The sequence below is a fragment of the Natronococcus roseus genome, from assembly GCF_043677095.1.
GTDB lineage: Archaea > Halobacteriota > Halobacteria > Halobacteriales > Natrialbaceae > Natronococcus > Natronococcus roseus.
Window position 1 is genome coordinate 365,832 of the sequence record NZ_JBHLJR010000003.1, and the last position, 21,340, is coordinate 387,171.

The following is a 21,340-nucleotide window of genomic DNA, read 5'->3' on the forward strand; positions in this document are numbered from 1 at the left end:
CGGGAATCCATCACGAAGAATAATGGTTGTTGATACCTAGCACCATACTGCGATGTACGATCACAACGGCGAGGAGATCTTCGTTATCGACGGTCACGTCCACCTGTGGGACGCGACGGAGGGGAACATCACCCACGAGGGCGGCGAGGAGTTCATCCAGTGTTTCTACGACTACCACACGACGTTCACGCCCGAGGAACGGCAGTGGAGCATCGAGGAGTACCGCAAGTACGGCGCCGAGCGGATGGTCGAGGACCTGTTCGAGAACGCCGCCGCGGACATGGCGATCTTCCAGCCGACCTACCTCACGGACTTCTACGGGGAAGGGTTCAACACCACCGAGCAAAACGCCGAGCTCGCGACCGAGTACCCCGAACGGTTCGTCCTCAACGGGAGCTTCGATCCCCGCGACGGGGAGGAGGGGCTGGAGTACCTCGAGAAGCTGAACGAGACCTACGACATCCAGGGTGTAAAGGTCTACACCGCGGAGTGGCGCGACGAGTCGAAAGGGTGGCGGCTCGACGACGAGGCCGCCTTCGAATACCTGGAGAAGTGCGAGGAGCTCGGTATCGAGAACATTCACGCCCACAAGGGACCGACGATCCGGCCGCTGAACCGCGACGCGTTCGACGTCGCCGATATCGACGACGCGGCGTCGTCGTTCCCGGATCTCAACTTCGTCGTCGAACACGTCGGGCTGCCGCGACTGGACGACTTCTGTTGGATCGCCGCTCAGGAGCCGAACGTCTACGGCGGGCTCGCGGTCGCCGCACCGTTCGCCCAGAACCGTCCCGCGAAGTTCTCCGAGATCCTCTCCGAACTACTCTGGTGGCTCGGCGAGGACCGGGTCCTGTTCGGCTCGGATTACGCCATCTGGAACCCTGACTGGCTTGTCGAGGCGGTTCTCGAGGCCGAACTCACTCAAGACGATCGGATGGAGTACGGCGTCGAGTGGGATCTCGAGACCAAACGGAAGGTAATGGGCGAGAACGCCGCCGAACTGTACGACATCGACATCGACGAGAAGAAACGCCAGTTCCGCGAGGACGAGATCAGCGAGCGGTTCGGCCTCGAGGACCACTACGCCAGCGACGCCCCCGCGGCGGCAGACGACTGATGACCGACCACGATTTCGACGCCCTCACTCGCGAGGCCGTCCGCGACCGACTGGACCGAGTCACCGATCCCGAACTCGACCGTTCGATCGTCGAACTCGAGTACATCGACGCCATCGAGATCGACGCCGGAACCGTCACCGTCCACCTGACGCTGCCGACGGCGTGGTGTTCGCCTGCGTTCGCCTGGATGATGGCCGTCGACTCCCGCACGGAGGTCGAGGAACTCCTCGCGGTCGACCGGGCCCGGATCTACCTCCACGAGCACATGCACGAACTCGAGATCAACCGCGGCGTGAACGCGGGCCGGTCGTTCGCCGAGGCGTTTCCCGACGCCGAGGACACCGTCGATGCGGTTCGACTGGAGCTCGACCGCAAAGCCAGAACCGCCCGCCAGTACGACGCCGTCGAGGCGCTGCTCGAGGCGGGCCTCGATTCCGAGACGATCGTCTCGCTCCGACCGACGGATCTCGAGCGCACCGACGGCGACGACCAGCTCTCGATCTACCTCTCGGATCGGGCCGTCGGGGTCTCGGTTCCCGCGGAACCGATCGAGCGCTACCTCGAGAAGGCCCGCGAGACGGGACTCGTCGATGCGCCGACCGATCCGCTGTTCCTGACTCCCGAGGGCGAACCGATCGACCCCGAGGAGTTCGAGCTGGTCCACCGACGGGGACGGCTGGCACAGGTCAACATGTCGAGCCAGGGTGGGATCTGCGACGGGCTCCGGGAGTCCCGGGAACGACGGCTCGAGGGCGCGTCGGACTGACTACTTCTCGACCTCGAGCAGCGCCACTCGCTCGCGAACCAGGGCGCCCAGCGAGGCGTCGGTCGCCGCGCGCTCGCGGTCGGGAATCTCGAAGAACGCCTGGAGGGTCTCCTCGTCCGGGTTCTCGAGGGTCGACGCCGTCCCGGCGAACGCCGCGAGCTCCCGGACGCCCTCGAGCGCCGCGGCCTCGTCGCCCCCGTCCGCGAGGACGACGGCTCGGTTCTCGCCCTCGCCGACGCCCATCTCCAGCGCGCGGTCGATCTGGCGACGCCCCGCGGCGTACAGCAGGATCTCGACGGCCCGATCGCGGGCGACGTTCTCGCCGCGCGCGATCGAGCGGTCGGCCAGTTCGACGGCCCGCTCGAGGTGGCGAGGCCCGGCGACGTAGCGGGCGTCGAACGCCTGCAGGGTGGTTCCGTGGGTCTCGCCGATCTCGCCGAGGTCGGCGACGAACGAATCGAGGTCGTCGATCGCGAGGGGACACTCGAGCAGCTCCATCAGAAATCACCCAGGCTCGACTGGCTCTCCTCGTCGTCGGTCGTCGCGGTCGTCTCCGTCTCGGCAGTATCGTCGCCGTCGTTCGAGCCCGTCGCCGCGGCAGACGCGTCGGCCTTGACGCCGTCCATCGAGGGGTCCTCGCGGCCGACGTTCTCGAGGATGTTCTCGGCCGTCTTCTCGCCCCTGAGCGCCCCGAGGACCACGGACTTGTCGGCCTCGCGGAGGTCAGCCGGCTCCTCGATGCCGACCTCGTACAGCTCCCGGGCGCGTTTCCGGCCGACGCCGCGGACCGAGACCAGCTCGAGCAGCTCCTCGTCGACGCCGTGTTCGACGCGGGCGCGGGCCTCGCGGACCGCGACGGTCCACTCGCTGTCGATCTCGCTCGCGAGCGACTCGGCCGCGCCGAGCAGCCACTCGGCGGTATCGACCTTTCCGCGCAGGTCGCCGGGACCGATCTTGTACCGCTCGGTGATGCGTTCCTCGTCGTCCTCCTCGGCCCAGTCCTCGAGCAGCTTCCCCGTCTTCAGCGCGGCGAGCCAGTCCTCGAAGCGGTCCTCCTCGAACTCGCTCGGCGCGTCGCCGAGCAGCTCGGTCTCGCGCTCGTAGTAGAGTTCGCCGAACTTCTCGTCCTCGCCCGAACGGAGGTAGAGTTCGTACATGTCCGGCGTTCGGGAGACGAGCTGGTAGAGTCCCAGCGCGGTGGGGCGCTCGTCGGCGTCCTCGAGCCCGTGGACGATCGTCGCGGCGCTCATCGGGTCCAGGTAGAGCCGCGAGACGGTGTGGCCGAGACTGGTGGCCTCGAGATCCTCGCTACGCCCGCTGCCGTCAGCGAGATCGGCTGCGGTCGTGAACGCGCCGGCGTCGCCGTCTCCACCCCTATCGCGCTCCACGAAGTCGTTGCGCTCGAGGTAGTCGAGCACGCTGTCGGTCACCGTTTCGAGCCGACCCGGCTCGGTCGACTGGCTCGCGTACAGCGTCGCCTCGAGGAACTCGAGCAATCCCTCTCGCGTGCGGGCGAATCCGGAGGCGATCGTAGCGAGCACGTGGGTCCGCAGGGCGGGCTCGGCCGCGAGCTTCGAGCGGACGGGCTCGGGGTCGGCCCAGATGTAGCGGTCGAACAGCTCCTCGCTCTCGTCGTGGCTCTTTGCCAGAAGGACGGCCTCGCCGTAGGGGTCGAGCCCCGGTCGTCCAGCGCGGCCCATCATCTGGTGGACCTCGAGGACGTCGAGCGGGGCCATTCCCCCCGCAGTCGGATCGAACCGGCGCCAGTCACGGACGATGACTCGCCGAGCCGGAGTGTTCACGCCTGCAGCGAGCGTCGGCGTCGCCGAGATCACCTTTAGCAGGCGCTCGCGGAAGGCGTCCTCGACGAGCGAGCGCTGGGTGCTCGAGAGCCCCGCGTGGTGGAACGCCGAGCCGCGTTCGACGCAGTCGGCGAGGTCCGTGCTGGTCTCGGTGTCGCTGTCGTCGCGGATCTCCTCGGCCAGCTCCGCCAGCTCGTCGTGCTCGCCGCTGGTCAGCTCTCGGCTCGTTACTTGCCCGAGCCTGCGGGCTGCGGCCTCGGCGTTGCGCCGCGAGTTGACGAACACGAGCGACGACCCCCCTTCCTGAACGATGTCGCGGACGAGTGCGGCCTCCTGCTTTTCGCTCCCCTCGACGGGCACCTCGCGAGTCGAGCCGTCGTCGAAGTTCAGGGCGTTGCCGTAGTGGACGCCCATCTGCAAATCGATCGGGCGCCAGTCGGTGTCGACGAGTTCGGCGTCGAGCCACGCCGCGATTTCGTCGGCGTTTCCCACGGTCGCGGAGAGGGCGACCGTCTGGAGGTCGGGGTTGAGCCGGCGCAGTTTCGCGAGGGTGACCTCGAGCGTCGGTCCCCGATTCCGGTCGTCGATGAGGTGGACCTCGTCGCTGACGACGCAGGTGAGCTCGGAGAGCCAGCTCGCACCGTTGCGCACGAGCGAGTCGACCTTCTCGCTGGTGGCGACGACGATGTCCTTCGTCGCGAGCCAGTCGCTGGTCGACTCGTAGTTGCCCGTCGTCACGCCGACGTCGACGCCGAACGATTCGTAGGCCGCGAACTCCTCGCGTTTCTCGCTGGCCAGCGCCCGCAGGGGTACGATGTACAGCGCCTTCCCGCCGCGCTCGATCGCCGACAGCATCGACAGCGCGGCGATCATGGTCTTGCCGCTCGCCGTGGGGACCGCCGCGACGAGGTTCTCGCCCTCGGTCGCGCCGGCCTCGACGGCCTCGGCCTGGGGCGGGTAGAGCTCCTCGATCCCCTCGCCGCGAAAGTGCTCGACGGCGCCGGGCGGGAGCCCCGACAGCTCCTCGATGTTCATTACCCGCAGTTGGCGCGTGCTCCGGTTTAAACTGTCGTATCGCTGCCCTCGACTCGATCCTCGAGCCCGTTCGGTCGACCGTGTCACGGGCGCCCGCTACGCCCTTGAGACGCCGTAGCTGCGCTCGAGGTGCTCGACCAGCTCGCCGACGAACGCGGGATCGTACGTCCAGACGCCGTAGTACTCCCCGGGCTGGCGCTCCTCGGCGACCAGCGCGCAGCTCTGGCGGTCGGTGTCGGCGGCCTCGAATGCGACGAACCAGAACCGACCGATCTCGCCGGATGCGGAGACCACCGACGGCCCTTCGAGCGGTGCGTCCCACGTATCGTCGAGAAACGCCGTCACCGAGAGCGTTCCCCGACTGGCCAGCCGCTCGTACACCTCGAACTGATCGGCGAACGCCGCCTCGCGCTGGAAGCCGGCGTACAGGGTGCCGTCGGCGACCCGCCACGCTCGCTCCTCGATCTCCCGCGAGACCGCGAGCAGCTGTCGCCGGTCGGCGGCGGCGAACGGCGTCCCCTCCAGAAAGTCAAGTAGCTCCCGGAGGTCGACGTCGGCCTCCTCGAGCGTCCAGGGCGGGTGGATCTCCGGCGAGAGGAGGGCGTCGAACCCCTCGAGACCCAGCGCGCCTCGGAACTCGCCGTCGGAATCGCGGATCACGACGAACCCGTCCTCGAACGCCGCGGCTCGGCGGTACTCGACCGCGACGTTCCGGCTCGTAAACTGGCGCTGTAGGTCGACCGCGACGTCGCTATCGCTCGCGTGTACCTCGAGTCGCTTCCGTTCGGCTTCGGCGCGCTCGAGCGCCTCGCCGAGCGTCTCGAGGCTCATTCGCCGACTCCGAGCACGTCGTAGACGGCCGGCGGTACGTCGACGTCCTCGACCGTTCCGTCGGCCGGATCGAACTCGATTAGCCCGTGGTCCTGGAGCCGAGGGAGGACCGAGTGGTGGAGGGAGACGTGCGCTCGCTCGTACTCCGACTCGCCGCCGATCCGTCCGCTCTTGGCTGCAGCGGCACCGGTGATAGCCGCGGCGAGTTCGTCCACCGTCGCGTTGGGGTGATCGTACAGGTACGCGAGCGTGATGCGGACCTCCCGCGTCGAGAGGAGTCCGAGGAGTTCGTCGACGTCGTGCTCGGACACGGCGTCCGCGAGCGCGGAGAGATCCTCGAGACTATCTTTCATGATCGTTAATTTACTTAGCTCCTCGACGGCATAAGCCGTGTCCCGTTCGATCGGGACAGTCATCGATCGAAATATATCGGGCGCCCACAAAGCTCGCCGATCACATCTCGTCGCTGAGCGACGGAAACGGTCGGGTGTCCGACGTTCGGTCGCCACGACCGCTAACGATTTACGACGATCGATCCAACCCTCGCGTATGAAAGTCGAGTTCGACGAGGAGACCTGTATCGGGATGTACCAGTGTGTCGCCGAATGGGACGCCTTCGAGAAGGACAAGTCGGCGGGGAAGGCGATCCTCGAGGACAGCGAGGAGGTCGAGGACGGACTCTTCGTCCGCGAGGTGCCCGAGGAGGCCGAACTCGACGCGAAGTTCGCAGCCCGGACCTGTCCCGTCGACGCGATCACGATCTACGACGATGACGGCGAGCAGCTGATTCCCTAACCGACCGCTTCTCTACCGCCGTAACGCCGCATCGACCAGCTCCCCCTCCGCCGACCGCAGCAGCGTCGACGCCGCGCTCTCGGAACACTCGAGCTCCTCGGCTACCGTCGCCAGTTCGCCGCTCCGGGGGATTTCGTAGTAGCCCGCGTCGCGGGCGACCTCGAGCGCTTCGAACTGTCTGGCCGTGAGTCGGCCGGCCAGCGTCTCCGAGCGGCGCTGGTGCTCGCTCACGCGCGTGACCTCGACGTCGTCGGGGGCGCGCTCGAGCAGCCCCGACATGGCTTCGGGCTCTCCGAGGACGGTAACGTGGACGTTCTCCCGACCGGTGTAGACCATCGGCGGCACGACTACCAGTCCGGGGACGTCGAACGTTCCCAGGAGGGTGGCGTCGGCGGCCCGCAGGTCCATCTCGACGTAACCGTAGAACGTTTCCGCATCGATCGGCGTGACGTCGTACCGGTGGACCGACTCGAGAGCCTCGGCCAGGTCCCCGAGCGCACCGGGGTCGCCGACGACCAGCGAGAGAAAGCGCACGGTTTCGGACTCTTCGTCGACTTCCCAGGAGAGCACTTCCTCGCGCCGGAACGACTCGAGTGGCTCCTCGGGCGCCGGCAGTTGCATCGACGGCGGAAGCCGGAGCGTGAGGTCTGCCGACTGCATACCGGTCGTTCGACGGGACGATATAAAGAAGTTCAGCGCTTCGGGAGAGCACCGACAGCCGTTCGCTTCGAAGGAAGGGTATGAGCGAGACGCGGCCGACGGCGGACGACCGCGAACAGCCGACAAGCGACGCGGACGTCGACACCGGACCGACGCGAACGGTCGTCGGAACGCCGCCGCCCGGTCCGCGCGGCCTTCCGCTGGTCGACAGCACCCTCGCGTTCGCTCGCGACCCGCTCGAGTTCCTCTCCTCGATGCGCGAGTACGGCGACGTCGCCCGATACGAGGCCTTCGGCCGCGAGTTCGTGGTCGTCTCGGACCCCGGACTGGTCGAGGGGGTTGTCGTCGCCCGCGACGACGAGTTCTGGCGCGGCGAGTTCGAGCACGAGTTCGGCGACCTGCTCGACGTCGAAGGGTTGTTCTTCGCGGAGGGCGAACGCTGGCGCCGCCAGCGTCTGCTCCTCCAGAACGCCTTCACGCCGGCTCGAATCCGGAGCTACGCGGACGATATGGTCACGGAAGCCATCCGTCTGGTCGAGAACTGGTCGGACGGCGAGGTCATCGACGTTCGGGAGGCGATGTCGACCCTGACGCTGCGAGCGCTGACGCGGTCACTGTTTGATCTCGAGTTCGGAGACGGGCGCGCCGAGCGCGTTCGGCGCTGGGTGCACGCGATGGGCGCGTACAGCGATAGCGAGTTCTTCGGCGCTCGCGCCGTACTGCCGACGTGGATCCCGAGCCGGGCCGAACGCGAGTACCGCCGCGCGACGGCCGACGTCGAGGCGCTCGTCGAGGAACTGGTGGCCGAACGTCGCCGGTCCGACGCGGACGGCGACGACCTGCTCTCCTTGCTCGCGACGAACGAATATCCCGACGGCTCGAGGCCGTCGATCGAGGAGATCACCGACCAGTTACAGCTGTTCCTGTTGGCCGGCCACGAGACGACGGCGACCGCGCTGACCTACGCCTGCTGGTTGCTCGCCGACGCCGACGACGCCCGATCGCGACTCGAGCGCGAGGTCGACGCGATCCCCGGCGACCGGAAGCCGACGTTCGGGGATCTGCCGGACCTGGCGATCACCGAGGCCGTCGGCCGGGAGGCAATGCGTCTCTACCCGCCGCTACCGTTCCTCCAGCGCGAGCCCTACGAGGAGACCGCGCTCGCCGGCTACCGCATCGGTCCGGGGACGACGGTCCAGTTGAACATGTACAGCGTCCACCGCGACGAACGCTGGTGGTCCGAACCCGGCGCGTTCCGGCCGGATCGGTGGCTCGCGGACGCCGAGGACGCGGACGGAGACGAGCGATCCGTGCTCGGCGACCCCGACGGCCGACCCGAGTACGCCTACTTCCCCTTCGGCGGTGGCTCGCGCCACTGCATCGGGATGCGGTTCGCGATGACGGAGCTCCAGCTCTCGCTGGCGACGATGGTTCGACGCGTCGACCTCGAGCGAGTGACTGAGTCGATCGACCCCACGCCGAAAGTGTCGCTCGATCCCGGTCCGGTCGAGATGCGAGTCCGGAAGCGGTGATGGCTCCCCGATCCATCATGCCGTTATGAGAGCGTCGACGTGTCGTCGGTCCGGCTCGCCGGCGCCGACCGCTCGAAACGCGTCGCGCGTGGCTCCGGACTGGGTTTCGACCGGCAGCGCCTCGATGCGTGTCCCGTCACCGTCGAAGAGCACGGCGTCGCCCTGTCGCACGCAGTGAGGCGAGTCGAACGCGAACAGCCGGCTGATCGCGCCCGTCGGGGGTTCGTGGCGAGAAAACGGAGTCCGACTTGCGGTTCGAGGGGGCCGATTACGCGATCTCGTCGTACTGCTCGGAGAGCTTCTCGGCGGCCTCGCCGAGCTGGTTGCGCTCGAACTCGGTCAGATCCCACTCGACGATCTCCTCGACGCCGTCGGCGCCGAGCTTGGCCGGAACGCCGAAGGCGGTGTCCTCGTGGCCGTACTCGCCCTCGAGGACGACGCTGCAGGGAAGCACCTCGCCCGTATCGCGGAGGATGGCCTCGACGGTGTGGCCGACGCCCGTCGCGGGACCCCACTGGGTGGCGCCTTTCTTTTCGATGACGTTCATCGCCGAGGTCTGGAGTTCCTCGAGCAGCTCCGCTTTCTCGTCGTCGGTGAACTCGAGGTCCCTCCCGTCGATGCGGACCTTCGAGAAGGCAGGAACCTGGGCGTCGCCGTGCTCACCGAGGATCGTCGCCTCGACGTTTTGGACGGGGACGTCGTAGCGCTGGGCGATCACGTAGCGAAAGCGAGCGGAGTCGAGCCGACCGCCGAAGCCGATCACCTGCTCGCGGCTCCGATCGCCGGCCTCGTAGAGGTGGCGGTTGAGCAGGTCGACGGGGTTCGAGGTGGTGACGGTGACGAAGTCGTCGTTGTGCTCGGCCAGCGAGGAGCCGATGTCCTCCATGATCGGCGCGTTGTCGCCGGCCAGATCGATCCGGGTCTGCCCGGGCTGGCGCGGGATCCCGGCCGTGATGACGACGACGTCCGAACCGGCGGTGTCCTCGTACCCGCCCTGTCGGATCGTCGTGTTCGAATCGTAGGCGACGCCGTGGTTCGTGTCGGCGGCCTGGCCGATCGTCGTCTCCTCCTGATCCGGGATGTCGACGAAGACGAGTTCGTCCGCGACGTCTCGGAGCGCGATGTTGTAGCCTGCGGCGGCCCCGACCGTGCCGGCCGCGCCGACTACGCTAACTTTCGTCATACCACGTGAAACTGCACCATCCCAGGCGTTAAATCCGTCGGATCGTCCACGCTCACCCGAGACTGACGATGAATTGTACGTCGATCGTCGAAATGCGCCGTCGGGCTCGACCGTCGAACGGGGAGATGCAATCCGAGTACTTTCACAATTGCTATCATCCCTCGCCCGAGCTATCGATCTCATGGATCGGAACGATCGCCGGATCGCCCGTTTCACCATGCTCGGGCACGCGACGTTCCACCTCTACGAGCTGACGATCCCGCTGTTCGTCGTCGTCTGGCTCGAGGCGTTCGACGTCTCCGCGGCCGTCCTCGGGACGGTGGTCGCCGTCGGCTACGCGCTCATCGGGATCGGAGCACTCCCCAGCGGCGCGCTCGCGGACTCCTACGGCTCGAAGCGACTCGTTGTCCTCTCGATGGCCGGGATGGGCGGGGGGTTCGTGCTGATCGCGCTCGCGCCGTCGCTCCCGCTGCTCGCGCTCGCGCTCGTGCTCTGGGGGGCCGCAGCCAGTCTGTACCACCCTGCGGGGCTGTCGCTGATCACCCGCGGCTCGGAGCGCCAGGGGACCGTCCTCGCGTACCACGGCGTCGCCGGTAACGTCGGCACCGCCGTCGGCCCCCTCGTCGCCGCGCTCCTGCTCACGTTTCTGGACTGGCGGCTCGTCGCCGGGCTGTTCGCCGTCCCCGCGATCCTCGCGATCCTCGTCGCGGGCCGTCTCGAGTTCGTCGAGCGGACGGCGACCGATTCCGACGAGTCGACGGCGACCGACGCCGACGGCCTCTCGGGGATCGTCGTGCAGTCGCGGGTGTTGTTCGTCGGCAGCTTCCTGCTCGTCTTCGCCATCGCCGTCCTCGCGGGAACGTACTACCGCGGACTGTTCACGTTCCTCCCCGACGTGCTGGCTGGGCTGCCGGTGTTCGAGCCCGTCGAGATCGCGGGCGAGACGTTCGAGCCGAGCCAGTACGCCTACGCCGGCCTGCTGCTCGTCGGCGCCGCGGGCCAGTACGCCGGCGGCCGCCTGAGCGACAGCCGCTCGCCCGAGCGGACGATCGTCGCCGTCTTCCTCGCGCTGATCGTCGTCTCGCTTTCGTTCCCGGTCGTCACGTCGTTCGGTCTGCTCCCGACGGTCGCGATCTGTGCGCTGCTGGGCTTCTTCGTCTTTATGGAGGCGCCGATCCACCAGGCGCTGATCGGCGAGTACGTCGCCGCTGACGTCCAGGGGCTGTCGTTCGGCTACACCTACCTCGGCGTGTTCGGGATCGGCGCCGCGGGCGCGTCGATCGCCGGGATCGCGCTCACCTACGGCGGTACGGCCCTCCTGTTCGTCGCGCTCGCGGCGCTCCCGACCGGCGGGCTCGTCCTCGCCGCGATCCTCGTCGCTCGCTCTCGGCGCCCGTCGCCGTAGCTCGGGACCGAACCGGTCTTCCCGCTCGCCGTCGCTCCCTCGAGCATGCGCGTCAGCGTCATCGGCGGCGGACGGATCGAGGGTGAAGCGACTGCCCGGGCCGAGGCCGTCGGCCGGGAGCTCGGGCGACGGGGACACACGGTCGTCTGTGGCGGACTCGGCGGCACGATGGCGGCGATCTGTCGGGGCGTCAAAGCGGAGGGCGGGCGGACGATCGGCATCCTCCCGACGGAGCGACCGGAGGACGCGAACGATTATATCGATATTCCGATCGCGACCGGGCTCGGCCACGCCAGGAACGCGCTCGTCCCGCTGAACGGGGAGGCGGTGATCGCGCTCGCGGGGAGCCACGGCACCCTCTCGGAGATCGGGTTCGCCGGCGTCTACGGTCGCCCCGTCGTCGGCCTCGAGACCCACGACGTGCCCGGCGTCGAAACCGTCGAGACGCCCGAGGGAGCCGTTGACGCCGTCGAAGCCGCGGTTTCGAACTGACCCTCGCCTCGAGTCGCGTCCTCCGGACTGTCTCCGTGATGCACGATAACAAATAACACTCGGAACGTCGACGCTACAACCGACGTTCCGGGAGCGACGTGAGCGACCGACCGCCCGGAGCGATCACGAGGTGAGCACATGGCAACCCAAATCGAATCCAACACGGAACTCGTTCGGCAGTATCTGGCCGCGTTCAACGACCGGGATCGGGAGACCCTCTCGGAGCTCCTCGCGGAGGACGTGGTCGAGCACGGCATCCACGACGAACGCCACGGCGTCGACGAACTCCTCGAGAAGCTCGAGGCGCACTTCGAGCCGTTCCCGGACTACTCGGGGACGACCGAGGCGATGGTCACCGAGGGCGATCTGGTCGCGGTCCGGTACACGGTCGGCGGGACTCACACCGGCGAGTACCGCGACGTGGAGCCGACGGGCCACGTCGCGGAGTGGACCGGCATGGCCATGTATCGGATCGAAGACGGCGAGATCGCCGAGGTCTGGCTCGAGGAGGATCGGCTCGAACTGCTCGAGCAACTCGAGGTCGTCGACCCCCCGGCCCACCTCCGGATCTGACCGGTACCGCTTTTTGCCCGCCGGATCTGGACGCCGACATGAGCGACGCTTCCGATCCGTACGAGATTCGCGACCGACTCCCCGAGCCCGAGACGTTCGCCGCCCTGCGCGAGGCGACCGGGATGACCGCCCGCTCGCTCGAGGGGATCGAAGCGGGCCTTCCGAACTCGCTGTTCGGCGCCATCGCCGTCCACGAACCCACGGACGAGACCGTCGGGATGGGGCGGATCGTCGGCGACGGTGGCACGGTGTACCTGCTCTCGGACATCGCGGTTCACCCCGATCACCAGGGACGCGGACTCGGCACGCGAATCGTCCGGCGACTCGAGGCCTACCTCGAGCGCGAGGCGCCCCGGAGTGCGTACGTCACCCTGATCGCGGACGTCGACGGCTTCTACGAGCGGTTCGGGTACGAGGACGTTCGCCCCGCGTCGAAGGGGATGTACCGCCGCACGAAGTAGGGTCCGCAGGTTTTTCGCCGCTGGGCCGCCTTCGAACGGGTATGAGCGACTTCGACAAAGAAGCAGAGCGCGAGAAGCTTCGGGAGAAGTACGAGCGCGACAAGGCCGAGCGGGAGGCCACCCAGCGGATGAGCGACCTCCTGCTCAAGGGAGCCACGATGACCAACAGCCACTGTGGCACCTGCGGCGATCCCCTCTTCCAGCAGGACGGGACGACGTTCTGTCCCAGCTGTCACGGCAACCCCGACGCCGTCCAGGGGACGGATCTCGAGGCCCAGCCGGCCAAAGAGTCGACACCAGCGGACGGCGACGAGAACGACGGGGAGAGCCGACCGCAGCCCGAGATCGACGGCACGCGATCGGCGACCGACGAGGACGGACCCGAGACAGAGCCCGAACGAGCGGGCCAGACCGCCGACACCGATCCCGCAGGCGACTCGAGCGATCGCCCCGCATCGCCGCCGCCCGAATCGACGGCGGACCGGGAGGTTCGAACCCAGTCGGAGGCCGATCCGTCTCGAGGCGCGGAGACGGAACGAGCCCAGTCGGACCGTCACCACGCCGAGTCGAGCCGTCGACCGCCCGCGGACCGCTCGCAGCGGGCGAGCGGCTCACGGACCGACGACCTCGAGAGCGCGCGAGCCTCGCTGGTCGCCGCCCTCGAGAAGTTCTCGCGGGAGGCGAGCGAGACGGACGATCCGCGCTACGCCCGGGAGTGTCTCGAGGCCGCCCGCGAGGCCGGAGAAACCCTCGAGACGCTGCGCTAATCGAGAAACCGCTCCTGGACGTTTCCGGTCGGCATCATACACTGGTCTTTCTTGCCGAACACGCGATAGCGGTTGGCGGCGACGACGTCGTACCCCCAGTCCCGGAGCCGTCGCGGGAGATATCGTAGCGGTCGGCCGAGCGCGTAGACGCCGCCGAGGTGCTCGCCGATTCGCAGAACGGCCGCGGACTTGACGTAGGCGTCCTCGCCCTCGATCAGGACGATCGAATCGAGGTGATCCTCGGCGAGACCGTGGTCGGCCAGCAGCCGCTGGCCGACGTCGGACTGCAGCGACGCGAAGTGAAAGATCTCCTCGTCGTCCCGCGGCACGATAAACTGGACGAACCCGGCACAGAGGTTACAGACGCCGTCGAAGAGGACGATCGGCGCGTCCTCGGGGAGCTCCTCGCTCATCGAGCGTCAGTTCGGAGCGCTCGCAGTTCAGAATTCCGATCGGAGACCCCGATCGCAAGGATCCGAGGTTCGGACCCTAGAAGTCGGGCGGTTGGATCTCCGTCGGCTCGTTGTCGCCACAGCCGTGTGCGGAGACTGGTCTGACGTCCCGATCGCGGTCCTCGGGATCGCTCACGGTGTCCATGTCGACGCTCTCGACTACCTGGTACATGTTGACGTGGGTGAGCTCCGTCCCGTGTTCTTCCTCCCAGCTCGCACAGATGTAGTCGGCGAGATACTCGTCGGCGTCGTTTGTTCCCTGGATTCCGCCGCGGCGGACGCTGTTCATGTAGAACCGCTCCCGGTAGGAGCCGTACTGCTCCTGGAGCTGGCTCCCCTCGTAGGGTCGGTCGTAGGAGACCGACGCCTGGCCGTTGTAGACGTCGACCACCTCGCCGTCGGCGGTCTGTGCCGGGAAGACGTAGTAGCTGTCGGTCGTCCGCGGGGTCGGCGCGAAGACGCTCCAGTCGGGCTGGTCGATGCTCAACTGCTGGGCGCGGTCCTCGATCTGCTCCTCGACGACGGTCTCCTCGTCGGCGAGGCCGCCGAACGGAACCGTAGAGAGGGCCACGAACAGCACGATCGACAGCACGACGATCCCGAGCGCCGCGTTGTAGCCCAACTCCCTCGCGCGTCGCTGGCGTTCGCCGCCGATTCGGACGTCCGGAACGCGTCTCGCGAAACGCACGAGTCGCTCCCGGCGGGCCTCGAGCCCGGCGAGATCGAGCTCGAGGAAGCGAGCGATCGCCTTCAGATCGTCCCAGAACTGCGCCTGAAGGAACAGCATGACGCCGGCGATCGCGACGTAGGGGAACGCGCCGATCCGCACCGTAACGATGAACGAGGCGTGCGAGGCCACGAACATCCCGACGAGGGCCATCCGCAGCCGGCCGCGTAGCACGAACAGCAGCCAGGAGAAAATCAGCATGTAGAACCACGTCAGTCCGCCGATCTGGAGCAACGTCTGAAACTCCCGGAGATAGGGCGCGAGGAAGAACGTCGTGTCGTGAAGTCCCATGATCAACGGCGTCGCCTCGCCGCTCGTCCAGAGCTCGTCCTGGGCCTTGTGATAGCCGTTGACGATGTACATAACGACCATCTGGGCGAGAATGAGCGCCGACGCGACGCTGGCGATCCCCGCCCGGGGCTCCCGGTCGGCGTGGATGGCGTCGATCGACCACCGTTCGCCGAGGGGCAGGAAGATTGCCCAGAACAACAGGAGCCGGAATAGCGTGTCGGCGTAGCTCAACACCAGCGGGTTGTGGTGGTCGAGCGAGACCACGAGCAGAAACGAGAGGATCGTGGCGATCCGGGTCTTGTAGCCGACGATGAGCTGGACGGCGATCAACCCCTGGAGCACGAACAGGCCGGCGATAACGGTCGGATCGGTCGTGTAGTGGTAGATCGAGATCGCCCCCTCGGAGCTCATCGCCTGGGCCAGCGACTGGGGGACGGCGCCGTCGTTCGTGTAGTAAAACGAAAAGTTTCGGCTCCGGAGCAGCAGGTCGGCGACGATCAACAGTCCGACGACCACTCGAAAGACCGCGAGCGTTCGCGTGTCGATCCGGACCCGGTCGGCGACGCCTCGCCGGACTCGAGCCGAAAGCGAGCGGGGGTCGAGCGCGCCGTTACTCATCGCTCGCCCGCGCCGCGGTCGGCCGGTCTCTCCCCGTGTTGCGTTCGGGGGATCGTCTAGTCTCGTGACTGTACTCGCCGTGCGAGTCGTCGCCCATCATTGGCACCCTTGGCTGGCCGCCCGGCTTCGGATCGAGAGCGCGGGGTTCCCGCGACCCCACCGTGGAGGGAGCGAGGCGGCCATTCTACACGATAATCGATACGCAACCAGTATATATGTTCCGTTCGTGAGGATCGATGGTTGCGTTCGATCGGTTTAGTGGCGTTCGCCTCCGTCACCCCGTATACTCGCTGCCGATCACGTCACGGATCCGCTCGGCGGTCACCCGGCCGACGCCGTCGGCTTCCATCAGTTCGTCCTCGGTCGCGATCATCACCGCCTCGACGGTGCCGAACTCCTCGAGCAGCGCTCGAGCGGTGACGGGGCCGATTTCGGCGATCGAGGAGACGACGTACTCCTGCTGTTCGGCCATCGTCTTCGCCTGCTTTTCGCCGTGGACCGACACCTCTCGGTTGGAAGTCCCCTGTTCGCGGCCGGCGATTACCGCAAGCAGCTCGGTCGTGTCGGCCTCGCTTTCGGTCCGGAGGACGCTCGCGCCGAAGTCGACGGCCAGACTCGAGAGCGCGCCACGAACGGCGTTCGGGTGGATGTCCCGCTGTTCGTACAGCCCCTCACCCTCGACGATCACGATCGGTCGGGCGTAGTGACGGCCCATCGCGCCGACCTGCTCGAACACCGAGCGGTCGCCGCCGACCAGCGAGTCGACGAAGTCGGCGACGGACTTGCGCTCGACGGCGACCCGATCCGAAAGCACGTAGTCGCCGACCTCCAGCGTCTCGAGGCGGATTTCGTACTCCTCGCGCCTCGAGAGCTCCCGTGCGATGTTGGCGTCCATCTCGCGCTGGTCGGCGACGACCTCGACCGCATCGCCCTCGGCGTGGGGTTCGTGGGTCTCGACGCTTCCTTCCGTAACTGAATTGGTGCTGTCCGAGCCGTCGCCACCACTACTCGAGTCCGAGCTCTCCTCGGCGAACTCCCGTAACCCCGGTCGCTCGTCGACCCCCTCGTTTCCGCTGGAGACCCTGCCGTCCGATTGCGGTTTTCCGCCTTCGGGGTTTACTTTCGCTCCGCTCTCGAACGCGGCCAGGGACTGCTGGGCGTCGTCCAGTTCCTCCTCGAGATCGTCGGCCATCCCCTTCAGCTCCCGGAGTTCGGACTCCATCTCCTTCTCGCGGCGTTTCGAGATCCAGAAGTAGGCCTCGTCGCGGGTGTCCTCGGCGAGCAGGACGACGACCCGCCCCTCGGACTGACGGCCCGTCCGCCCCTTGCGCTGGATCGAGCGGATGGCCGTCGGGACGGGCTCGTAAAAGAGGACGAGATCGACCTCGGGGACGTCCAGCCCCTCCTCGGCGACCGACGTCGAGACCAGCACCTCGAACTCCCCGCCCCGGAAGGCGTCGAGCACCTCCTGCTGTTCCGTCTGTGTCATCCCGTCCGAGCCCTCGCGGTCGCCCTGGCCGACGAACCGCTTGGCGTCGAAGCTCTCGTTCAGAAAGTCGGTCAGCGCCTCCGCGGTGTCGCGCGATTCGGTGAAGACGATCACCCGGTCGCCGCCCTCGAGACCCAGGGTCTCGGCGAGCAGCATCCGCGTCTTCCGATACTTGGGGTGAAGCTGGTCGAAGCGCTCGGCCTTCCGCATCGACTCTCGAACCCGTGGGTCGGAAACCATCCGCTGGCTGGCCTTCGAGGCTCCCGAGGAGCGAGCCTGGTTGCGCTGTCGGTCGAAGTACCGTCGCAGGGCCTCCACACTCTGGGTTTCGACGAGGGTGACGGCCTGCCGGAGCTTCATCACCTCCGCGTGGACGGACATCCCCTCGAACCCCTCCGACTGGTCGTTGTTGATGAGCTTCTGGAGCTCCGCACGCATCCGGTTGAGATCCTTCTGGGACTGGTCGGGCTGGGTCGAGGAGGCCACTCCGAGTTCCTTTAATTTCTCGAGGCGGTCTTTGATCACCTCGTTCAGCGCGTCGCGGATCTCGAGCACTTCTTCGGGAAGCTCGATCCGCTCCCACTCGACGTCGGTGTCGTGGGTGAACTCCGCGACGTCGGCGTCCTCCTCGGTCATCACCTCCACCTCCTGGAGGCCGAGGTTCTCACAGACCTCGAGGATGGCCTCCTCGTCGCCGCCCGGCGAGGCGCTCATTCCGGTCACGAGCGGATTGTCGGCGTCGGCGTGGTAGCGCTCGGCGATGTAGTTGTACGCGTAGTCGCCGGTGGCGCGGTGGCACTCGTCGAACGTGCAGTGGGTGACGTCGGCGAGCGAGATTCGGCTCCCGACGAGGTCGTTCTCGATCACTTGGGGGGTGGCCATCACGACCGTCGCCTCTTCCCAGAGCGCGGCCCGGTCGTCCGGGCTGACGTCGCCGGTGAAGACGACGATCTCGTCGTCCGGTATCTGGAGGGCTTCGCGGTAGAACTCGGCGTGTTGCTGGACGAGGGGCTTGGTGGGGGCGAGCATCAGCGACGTGCCGCCGACCTCCTCGAGCCTGCGGGCGGTCACCAGCAGGCTCACCGTCGTCTTCCCCAGGCCCGTCGGGAGGCAGACGAGCGTGTGGTGGTTCGCGGCCGTCCCCGCGAGCTTGAGCTGGTAGAGCCGGCGCTCGAGGAAGTTCGGCTCGAGCAGGGGGTGGTCGATCGTCGGCTGTCCGCCGTCCTCGTCCGTCGCTGCCATTGCCGGGCGTTCATCCTCGCCGCGAATAAGGGTTCGCGTATCGGGGTGAAAGTGAAGCGGGAGTCGGAGCTGCTCTCGACAGTCGGACGGACGACTCGTTTCCCGCGCGATGCAACGCCAGCTTCCAAGCGTCCCCGCGTCGTCGAGGACGTATGGAAACCTCGAGGGATACTCTCGGTCTGCCGGAGCCGCGATCGATCCTCACGGCGATCGGCTTCGTCGTCCTGGTCAACGCCGTCGGCAGCGCACCCGCCCTCATTTCGTCGTCGGACACGGCCTGGTTTCAGGCGCTCGACAAACCCTGGTTCTACCCGCCCGGCATCGCCTTCTCGATCGTCTGGACGCTGCTTTTCACGTTACTGGGTGTCGCGCTCTGGCTCGTCTGGCGCAGCGACAGCGACGGACGACGACTCGCGCTGGGCCTGTTCGTCGTCCAGATGGCGGTCAACGTCTCCTGGACGCCCGCGTTCTTCTCGCTCGAGCAACTGCTCGTCGCGTTCGGCATCATCGTCGCTCTCTGGGTGCTCGTCGTCGCAACTATTGTCGCCTTCCGACGAGTCGATCGCCGCGCCGCCGCCTTGCTCGTGCCCTACCTCGCCTGGATCACGTTCGCCGCCGTGCTCAACTTCGAAATCTGGCGACTGAACGCGTAAGGCAGAACTCGGGCCCCATCTCTCCATCGTGGCGCGCGCTGAGTCGCGGTGAGCGGAGCGAGGCGCGACTCGACGCCGTGCGAGGTCTTCGCGAGCTCTGCGAGCGAACGGCTCGGAAGACGCCCCGCGTCTTCCGGTGGATGAGTGAGTGACCCGAGGGAGCGAACGAGTCGGCCGGGGAGGGTGTGGTCACCAGTGTGTCTCGTGCGAGCAGGACACTCTTCTGGAAGACTCACCCATAGAGATGGGTACTGATCGCCGAGTCGTCTGCCAGTATCACCGCCGTTCGCGCTGTCGCGCAAGGTACGAACCTTGCCCGGCAGCGGGAACTCGAGGCACGGTTCATTGCGGCAGGGTACGTTCATCGATCAACGACGTCAGTTGCCACAGAACGACCAGTAGCGTAACTGCGATCCAGAGCACCATCATCACTAGGATCGTACTGATATCACTGGTGAAATGCCACGCGAAATATCCGGCACCGATAGACAGGATCGGACTAATAAGAATAGTATTTTTGATCTCCTGAACCCGGTCGGAGGACATGTAAGCGGATGTAGACGCGACTGAGATATTCTTTTATAATGGCTTCTTAGGTAGGAGTGGTACCGCTTTCCGTTGTACTAAATGCGGACTTTCCGATCAACTCCGCGCACGACGACCCCTCTTACCGGTTACTGTAGCCGAATCACACTCAACACTTCTCGGGCCGGCGCGGTCGGTCCGGAGCGACCGCGTGCGCGAGCACCTCGAGCCCAGTCCCCAGCGGATACTCGAGGATCTGCGCCGGCTCCTCGAGCACGCGCCCGAACACCAACTCCGACAGTCGAGCGACGGGGTTCCAGGTGTCGTAGTAGGCGTCGTACACACCGCCCATCGCCTCGGTTTCCATGTATCCACAGAGGACGTAGCCGTCGGGTCGGCGCTCGAGGACGATCGACTCGGTGTACATGTTCTCGGCCTCGAGCATCGCCCCGCTCCAGCGCTCGACGGGGCCAAGCTCGAGTTCGCCCGCCGTAACGCGCCGCGAGAGTCCGGCGAACCGGTCCGCGAGCCGCTCGGCCAGCCCCGGTTTCAGGTGCAACTGGACGAGGTCGACGTCGACGCCGTCCTCGAGTTCCGCACCGCTGACGACGAGAGGGCCGTCGTCCGCTCCCGTCGCAGTGCGGGGTCGGTTCGGGTTAACTGCGTGGACCAGCAGCTCCCGATCGACGCGAGCCTCCGCGGCGGCGAGCGCGTCGTGCTCGAGGGGAAACGCCGCCTCGATCCGCGATTCCGGATCCTCCCAGTCGGCCGTCGCGGAGCGGGGCATCTCGACGTACCAGAGCAGCTCGGGATCGTCGCCCGTGTCGAGAATCAGCGAGGCCGTGGTCGCGCCCTCGAGGCCGAGTAGCGGTTGCGGATCGTCGGGGTCGACACAGCACTCTGCAACGGCTTCGCGAACCGACTCGAGCCGACCCCCGTCGACGCGCCGGCGGACGAGAAACGCGCTCGCGTGGCGCTCGGTGATGTACCTCGAGTCGCTCGCTGCCGATCCGCGGCGTCTGCGGTACTGTGCGTAGCCCAGGCCGGCGACGACGACGGTTCCCAGAACGAGACTTCGGCGTCCCCACGATTCGAATGCCATATCGGATCGTCGGCGCGAGCGACGTTCGCAGTGTTCCCGAAACCTATCGCCCATTCAAGTAGGTTCCGCCCGTACGACCGACCGTGAAGTCCGTCGGCATCGAACTGCGCTACGAGCGAGACGCGCTCTCGCCGATCCACGAGGGGATCTGTTCGTCGCCCGCCCTCGAGCGAGAACTGATCCTCGGCGGGCAGGCCGTCGACGGCGTCGAAACCATTACGTCGTTCGTCGACGGCGATCCGAGGGCCTACGAGCCGCTGATAGCCGACAGCGAGCGGGTTCGCGAGTACGAGATCACGCCCGCCGAGGACGGCTTCTTCCTCTACCTGCGCCAGGAGCTCGGCCCCGAGGGAGTCTCGCTGCTGGACGCGCTGGCTCAGGAGACCGTCGTGGTCGTCCCGCCGATCGAGGTTCGCTCCGACCGAACGATGCGACTGACGCTCGTGGGCCACCCCGACGACCTCGGGACGATCCTCGAGACGGTTCCGGAGGGCGTCTCGCTCGACGTGTTGTGGGCCCGCGACGAGCTGACCGTCTCCGGGAGCGTCTCGGATCGCCAGCGCGAGGCCCTCGAGGTCGCTCGAGCGCTGGGCTACTACGAGGTACCGCGCCGGAACGGGATCGAGGCCGTCGCGGCCGAACTCGAGTGTGCCGTCTCGACGGCCTCCGAACTGCTGCGGCGGGGCGAGGCGGAGGCCGTAAACGGGGTTCTCGACGGCGAACCGTGAGCAACCCGAAGAACGGCCGAGCGGGATTCGCACCCGCTCCCAAAACTTCGCGCGTTGGTGTACGAACGAGATGCGGCGCATCTCGGCAACGTC

At 67.1% G+C, this 21,340-nt stretch carries 23 protein-coding genes; 11 read left to right on the forward strand and 12 right to left on the reverse strand.

Features of this window, described 5'->3' with window-relative positions; translation table 11 throughout:
- The first annotated feature begins 52 nt into the window (after positions 1-52).
- Positions 53-1,117 carry an amidohydrolase family protein gene (locus ACFEMD_RS09790; RefSeq protein ID WP_394740824.1) on the forward strand — a complete coding sequence of 355 codons (1,065 nt, stop codon included), beginning with the start codon at positions 53-55 and terminating at the stop codon, positions 1,115-1,117.
- Positions 1,117-1,884 carry an iron-sulfur cluster assembly protein gene (locus ACFEMD_RS09795; RefSeq protein WP_394740825.1) on the forward strand — a complete coding sequence of 256 codons (768 nt, stop codon included), beginning with the start codon at positions 1,117-1,119 and terminating at the stop codon, positions 1,882-1,884. Before ACFEMD_RS09790 ends, ACFEMD_RS09795 begins: the two co-directional genes overlap by 1 nt.
- Here ACFEMD_RS09795 and cgi121 read toward each other — a convergent pair whose 3' ends face one another.
- The 4 genes from cgi121 to ACFEMD_RS09815 form a co-directional block, all read right to left on the reverse strand.
- A complete protein-coding gene (cgi121, locus tag ACFEMD_RS09800; RefSeq protein WP_394740826.1) occupies positions 1,885-2,382 on the reverse strand; it encodes a KEOPS complex subunit Cgi121 in 498 nt (165 codons plus the stop codon).
- Complete coding sequence (locus tag ACFEMD_RS09805; protein ID WP_394740827.1) at positions 2,382-4,721, reverse strand: ATP-dependent DNA helicase; 2,340 nt, start codon at positions 4,719-4,721, stop codon at positions 2,382-2,384. The genes cgi121 and ACFEMD_RS09805 overlap by 1 nt, the downstream gene beginning before the upstream one ends.
- Positions 4,722-4,817: 96 nt before the next feature.
- Positions 4,818-5,552, reverse strand: a complete 735-nt coding sequence (locus tag ACFEMD_RS09810) for a DICT sensory domain-containing protein (RefSeq protein WP_394740828.1) — start codon at positions 5,550-5,552, stop codon at positions 4,818-4,820.
- Positions 5,549-5,968, reverse strand: coding sequence for a DUF7344 domain-containing protein (locus tag ACFEMD_RS09815; protein WP_394740829.1), 420 nt, complete (start codon positions 5,966-5,968; stop codon positions 5,549-5,551). Before ACFEMD_RS09815 ends, ACFEMD_RS09810 begins: the two co-directional genes overlap by 4 nt.
- 133 nt (positions 5,969-6,101) lie before the next feature.
- Between ACFEMD_RS09815 and ACFEMD_RS09820 the strand changes: the two genes are divergently transcribed.
- Positions 6,102-6,347 carry a ferredoxin gene (locus ACFEMD_RS09820; protein ID WP_005554882.1) on the forward strand — a complete coding sequence of 82 codons (246 nt, stop codon included), beginning with the start codon at positions 6,102-6,104 and terminating at the stop codon, positions 6,345-6,347.
- Positions 6,348-6,359: 12 nt separating this feature from the next.
- Here the strand turns inward: ACFEMD_RS09820 and ACFEMD_RS09825 are convergent, their stop codons facing one another.
- On the reverse strand, positions 6,360-7,007 hold the full coding sequence (locus ACFEMD_RS09825) for a helix-turn-helix domain-containing protein (protein ID WP_394740830.1): 648 nt from the start codon (positions 7,005-7,007) through the stop codon (positions 6,360-6,362).
- Between the two features lie 80 nt (positions 7,008-7,087).
- Here ACFEMD_RS09825 and ACFEMD_RS09830 point away from each other — a divergent pair, with 80 nt between their 5' ends.
- Positions 7,088-8,539 (forward strand): cytochrome P450, encoded by a 1,452-nt coding sequence (locus ACFEMD_RS09830; RefSeq protein WP_394740831.1) that lies wholly within the window; start codon positions 7,088-7,090, stop codon positions 8,537-8,539.
- 15 nt (positions 8,540-8,554) lie between these two features.
- Here the strand turns inward: ACFEMD_RS09830 and ACFEMD_RS09835 are convergent, their stop codons facing one another.
- Positions 8,555-8,710, reverse strand: a complete 156-nt coding sequence (locus ACFEMD_RS09835) for a hypothetical protein (protein WP_394740832.1) — start codon at positions 8,708-8,710, stop codon at positions 8,555-8,557.
- A 97-nt stretch (positions 8,711-8,807) separates the two neighbouring features.
- On the reverse strand, positions 8,808-9,722 hold the full coding sequence (gene mdh, locus ACFEMD_RS09840) for a malate dehydrogenase (RefSeq protein WP_394740833.1): 915 nt from the start codon (positions 9,720-9,722) through the stop codon (positions 8,808-8,810).
- A 181-nt stretch (positions 9,723-9,903) separates the two neighbouring features.
- Here mdh and ACFEMD_RS09845 point away from each other — a divergent pair, with 181 nt between their 5' ends.
- From ACFEMD_RS09845 to ACFEMD_RS09865, 5 genes are all read left to right on the forward strand, one after another.
- On the forward strand, positions 9,904-11,127 hold the full coding sequence (locus tag ACFEMD_RS09845; RefSeq protein WP_394740834.1) for an MFS transporter: 1,224 nt from the start codon (positions 9,904-9,906) through the stop codon (positions 11,125-11,127).
- Positions 11,128-11,172: 45 nt separating this feature from the next.
- Positions 11,173-11,619 (forward strand): SLOG cluster 4 domain-containing protein, encoded by a 447-nt coding sequence (locus ACFEMD_RS09850; protein WP_394740835.1) that lies wholly within the window; start codon positions 11,173-11,175, stop codon positions 11,617-11,619.
- Positions 11,620-11,757: 138 nt separating this feature from the next.
- Positions 11,758-12,192, forward strand: coding sequence for an ester cyclase (locus ACFEMD_RS09855; RefSeq protein WP_394740836.1), 435 nt, complete (start codon positions 11,758-11,760; stop codon positions 12,190-12,192).
- Between the two features lie 38 nt (positions 12,193-12,230).
- Positions 12,231-12,653, forward strand: a complete 423-nt coding sequence (locus ACFEMD_RS09860; RefSeq protein WP_394740837.1) for a GNAT family N-acetyltransferase — start codon at positions 12,231-12,233, stop codon at positions 12,651-12,653.
- Between the two features lie 41 nt (positions 12,654-12,694).
- Positions 12,695-13,420, forward strand: a complete 726-nt coding sequence (locus ACFEMD_RS09865) for an Sjogren's syndrome/scleroderma autoantigen 1 family protein (RefSeq protein WP_394740838.1) — start codon at positions 12,695-12,697, stop codon at positions 13,418-13,420.
- Here ACFEMD_RS09865 and ACFEMD_RS09870 read toward each other — a convergent pair.
- The 3 genes from ACFEMD_RS09870 to ACFEMD_RS09880 all read right to left on the reverse strand — a co-directional run bounded on the left by ACFEMD_RS09870 (position 13,417) and on the right by ACFEMD_RS09880 (position 18,239).
- Positions 13,417-13,833: a thiol-disulfide oxidoreductase DCC family protein gene (locus ACFEMD_RS09870; RefSeq protein ID WP_394740839.1), complete on the reverse strand. Its 417-nt coding sequence runs from the start codon at positions 13,831-13,833 to the stop codon at positions 13,417-13,419. The two genes, ACFEMD_RS09865 and ACFEMD_RS09870, sit on opposite strands and share 4 nt — an antisense overlap.
- Before the next feature lie 76 nt (positions 13,834-13,909).
- Positions 13,910-15,508 carry an HTTM domain-containing protein gene (locus ACFEMD_RS09875; RefSeq protein WP_394740840.1) on the reverse strand — a complete coding sequence of 533 codons (1,599 nt, stop codon included), beginning with the start codon at positions 15,506-15,508 and terminating at the stop codon, positions 13,910-13,912.
- A gap of 274 nt (positions 15,509-15,782) precedes the next feature.
- Entirely contained in the window at positions 15,783-18,239 is a 2,457-nt protein-coding gene (locus ACFEMD_RS09880; RefSeq protein WP_394740841.1) for a DEAD/DEAH box helicase, read from the reverse strand.
- Positions 18,240-18,391: 152 nt separating this feature from the next.
- Between ACFEMD_RS09880 and ACFEMD_RS09885 the strand changes: the two genes are divergently transcribed.
- Complete coding sequence (locus ACFEMD_RS09885) at positions 18,392-18,892, forward strand: TspO/MBR family protein (protein WP_394740842.1); 501 nt, start codon at positions 18,392-18,394, stop codon at positions 18,890-18,892.
- A gap of 342 nt (positions 18,893-19,234) precedes the next feature.
- Here ACFEMD_RS09885 and ACFEMD_RS09890 read toward each other — a convergent pair whose 3' ends face one another.
- Positions 19,235-19,438: a hypothetical protein gene (locus tag ACFEMD_RS09890; protein ID WP_394740843.1), complete on the reverse strand. Its 204-nt coding sequence runs from the start codon at positions 19,436-19,438 to the stop codon at positions 19,235-19,237.
- A 148-nt stretch (positions 19,439-19,586) separates the two neighbouring features.
- Positions 19,587-20,519, reverse strand: a complete 933-nt coding sequence (locus ACFEMD_RS09895; protein WP_394740844.1) for a hypothetical protein — start codon at positions 20,517-20,519, stop codon at positions 19,587-19,589.
- A gap of 83 nt (positions 20,520-20,602) precedes the next feature.
- Between ACFEMD_RS09895 and ACFEMD_RS09900 the strand changes: the two genes are divergently transcribed.
- On the forward strand, positions 20,603-21,247 hold the full coding sequence (locus ACFEMD_RS09900) for a helix-turn-helix domain-containing protein (protein ID WP_394740845.1): 645 nt from the start codon (positions 20,603-20,605) through the stop codon (positions 21,245-21,247).
- The last annotated feature ends 93 nt before the right edge of the window (positions 21,248-21,340 follow it).

What these genes read in the sequence shown, in the direction of transcription:
- ACFEMD_RS09895 (WP_394740844.1), bottom strand. Translation starts at nt 20,519, where the DNA reads ATGGCATTCGAATCGTGGGGACGCCGAAGTCTCGTTCTGGGAACCGTC.
- ACFEMD_RS09810 (WP_394740828.1), bottom strand. Translation starts at nt 5,552, where the DNA reads ATGAGCCTCGAGACGCTCGGCGAGGCGCTCGAGCGCGCCGAAGCCGAA.
- ACFEMD_RS09845 (WP_394740834.1), top strand. Translation starts at nt 9,904, where the DNA reads ATGGATCGGAACGATCGCCGGATCGCCCGTTTCACCATGCTCGGGCAC.
- ACFEMD_RS09890 (WP_394740843.1), bottom strand. Translation starts at nt 19,438, where the DNA reads ATGTCCTCCGACCGGGTTCAGGAGATCAAAAATACTATTCTTATTAGT.
- cgi121 (WP_394740826.1), bottom strand. Translation starts at nt 2,382, where the DNA reads ATGGAGCTGCTCGAGTGTCCCCTCGCGATCGACGACCTCGATTCGTTC.
- ACFEMD_RS09865 (WP_394740838.1), top strand. Translation starts at nt 12,695, where the DNA reads ATGAGCGACTTCGACAAAGAAGCAGAGCGCGAGAAGCTTCGGGAGAAG.
- ACFEMD_RS09830 (WP_394740831.1), top strand. Translation starts at nt 7,088, where the DNA reads ATGAGCGAGACGCGGCCGACGGCGGACGACCGCGAACAGCCGACAAGC.
- ACFEMD_RS09850 (WP_394740835.1), top strand. Translation starts at nt 11,173, where the DNA reads ATGCGCGTCAGCGTCATCGGCGGCGGACGGATCGAGGGTGAAGCGACT.
- ACFEMD_RS09880 (WP_394740841.1), bottom strand. Translation starts at nt 18,239, where the DNA reads ATGGCAGCGACGGACGAGGACGGCGGACAGCCGACGATCGACCACCCC.
- ACFEMD_RS09790 (WP_394740824.1), top strand. Translation starts at nt 53, where the DNA reads ATGTACGATCACAACGGCGAGGAGATCTTCGTTATCGACGGTCACGTC.
- ACFEMD_RS09860 (WP_394740837.1), top strand. Translation starts at nt 12,231, where the DNA reads ATGAGCGACGCTTCCGATCCGTACGAGATTCGCGACCGACTCCCCGAG.
- ACFEMD_RS09875 (WP_394740840.1), bottom strand. Translation starts at nt 15,508, where the DNA reads ATGAGTAACGGCGCGCTCGACCCCCGCTCGCTTTCGGCTCGAGTCCGG.
- ACFEMD_RS09885 (WP_394740842.1), top strand. Translation starts at nt 18,392, where the DNA reads ATGGAAACCTCGAGGGATACTCTCGGTCTGCCGGAGCCGCGATCGATC.
- ACFEMD_RS09820 (WP_005554882.1), top strand. Translation starts at nt 6,102, where the DNA reads ATGAAAGTCGAGTTCGACGAGGAGACCTGTATCGGGATGTACCAGTGT.
- ACFEMD_RS09795 (WP_394740825.1), top strand. Translation starts at nt 1,117, where the DNA reads ATGACCGACCACGATTTCGACGCCCTCACTCGCGAGGCCGTCCGCGAC.
- ACFEMD_RS09825 (WP_394740830.1), bottom strand. Translation starts at nt 7,007, where the DNA reads ATGCAGTCGGCAGACCTCACGCTCCGGCTTCCGCCGTCGATGCAACTG.
- ACFEMD_RS09805 (WP_394740827.1), bottom strand. Translation starts at nt 4,721, where the DNA reads ATGAACATCGAGGAGCTGTCGGGGCTCCCGCCCGGCGCCGTCGAGCAC.
- ACFEMD_RS09815 (WP_394740829.1), bottom strand. Translation starts at nt 5,968, where the DNA reads ATGACTGTCCCGATCGAACGGGACACGGCTTATGCCGTCGAGGAGCTA.
- ACFEMD_RS09870 (WP_394740839.1), bottom strand. Translation starts at nt 13,833, where the DNA reads ATGAGCGAGGAGCTCCCCGAGGACGCGCCGATCGTCCTCTTCGACGGC.
- ACFEMD_RS09855 (WP_394740836.1), top strand. Translation starts at nt 11,758, where the DNA reads ATGGCAACCCAAATCGAATCCAACACGGAACTCGTTCGGCAGTATCTG.
- mdh (WP_394740833.1), bottom strand. Translation starts at nt 9,722, where the DNA reads ATGACGAAAGTTAGCGTAGTCGGCGCGGCCGGCACGGTCGGGGCCGCC.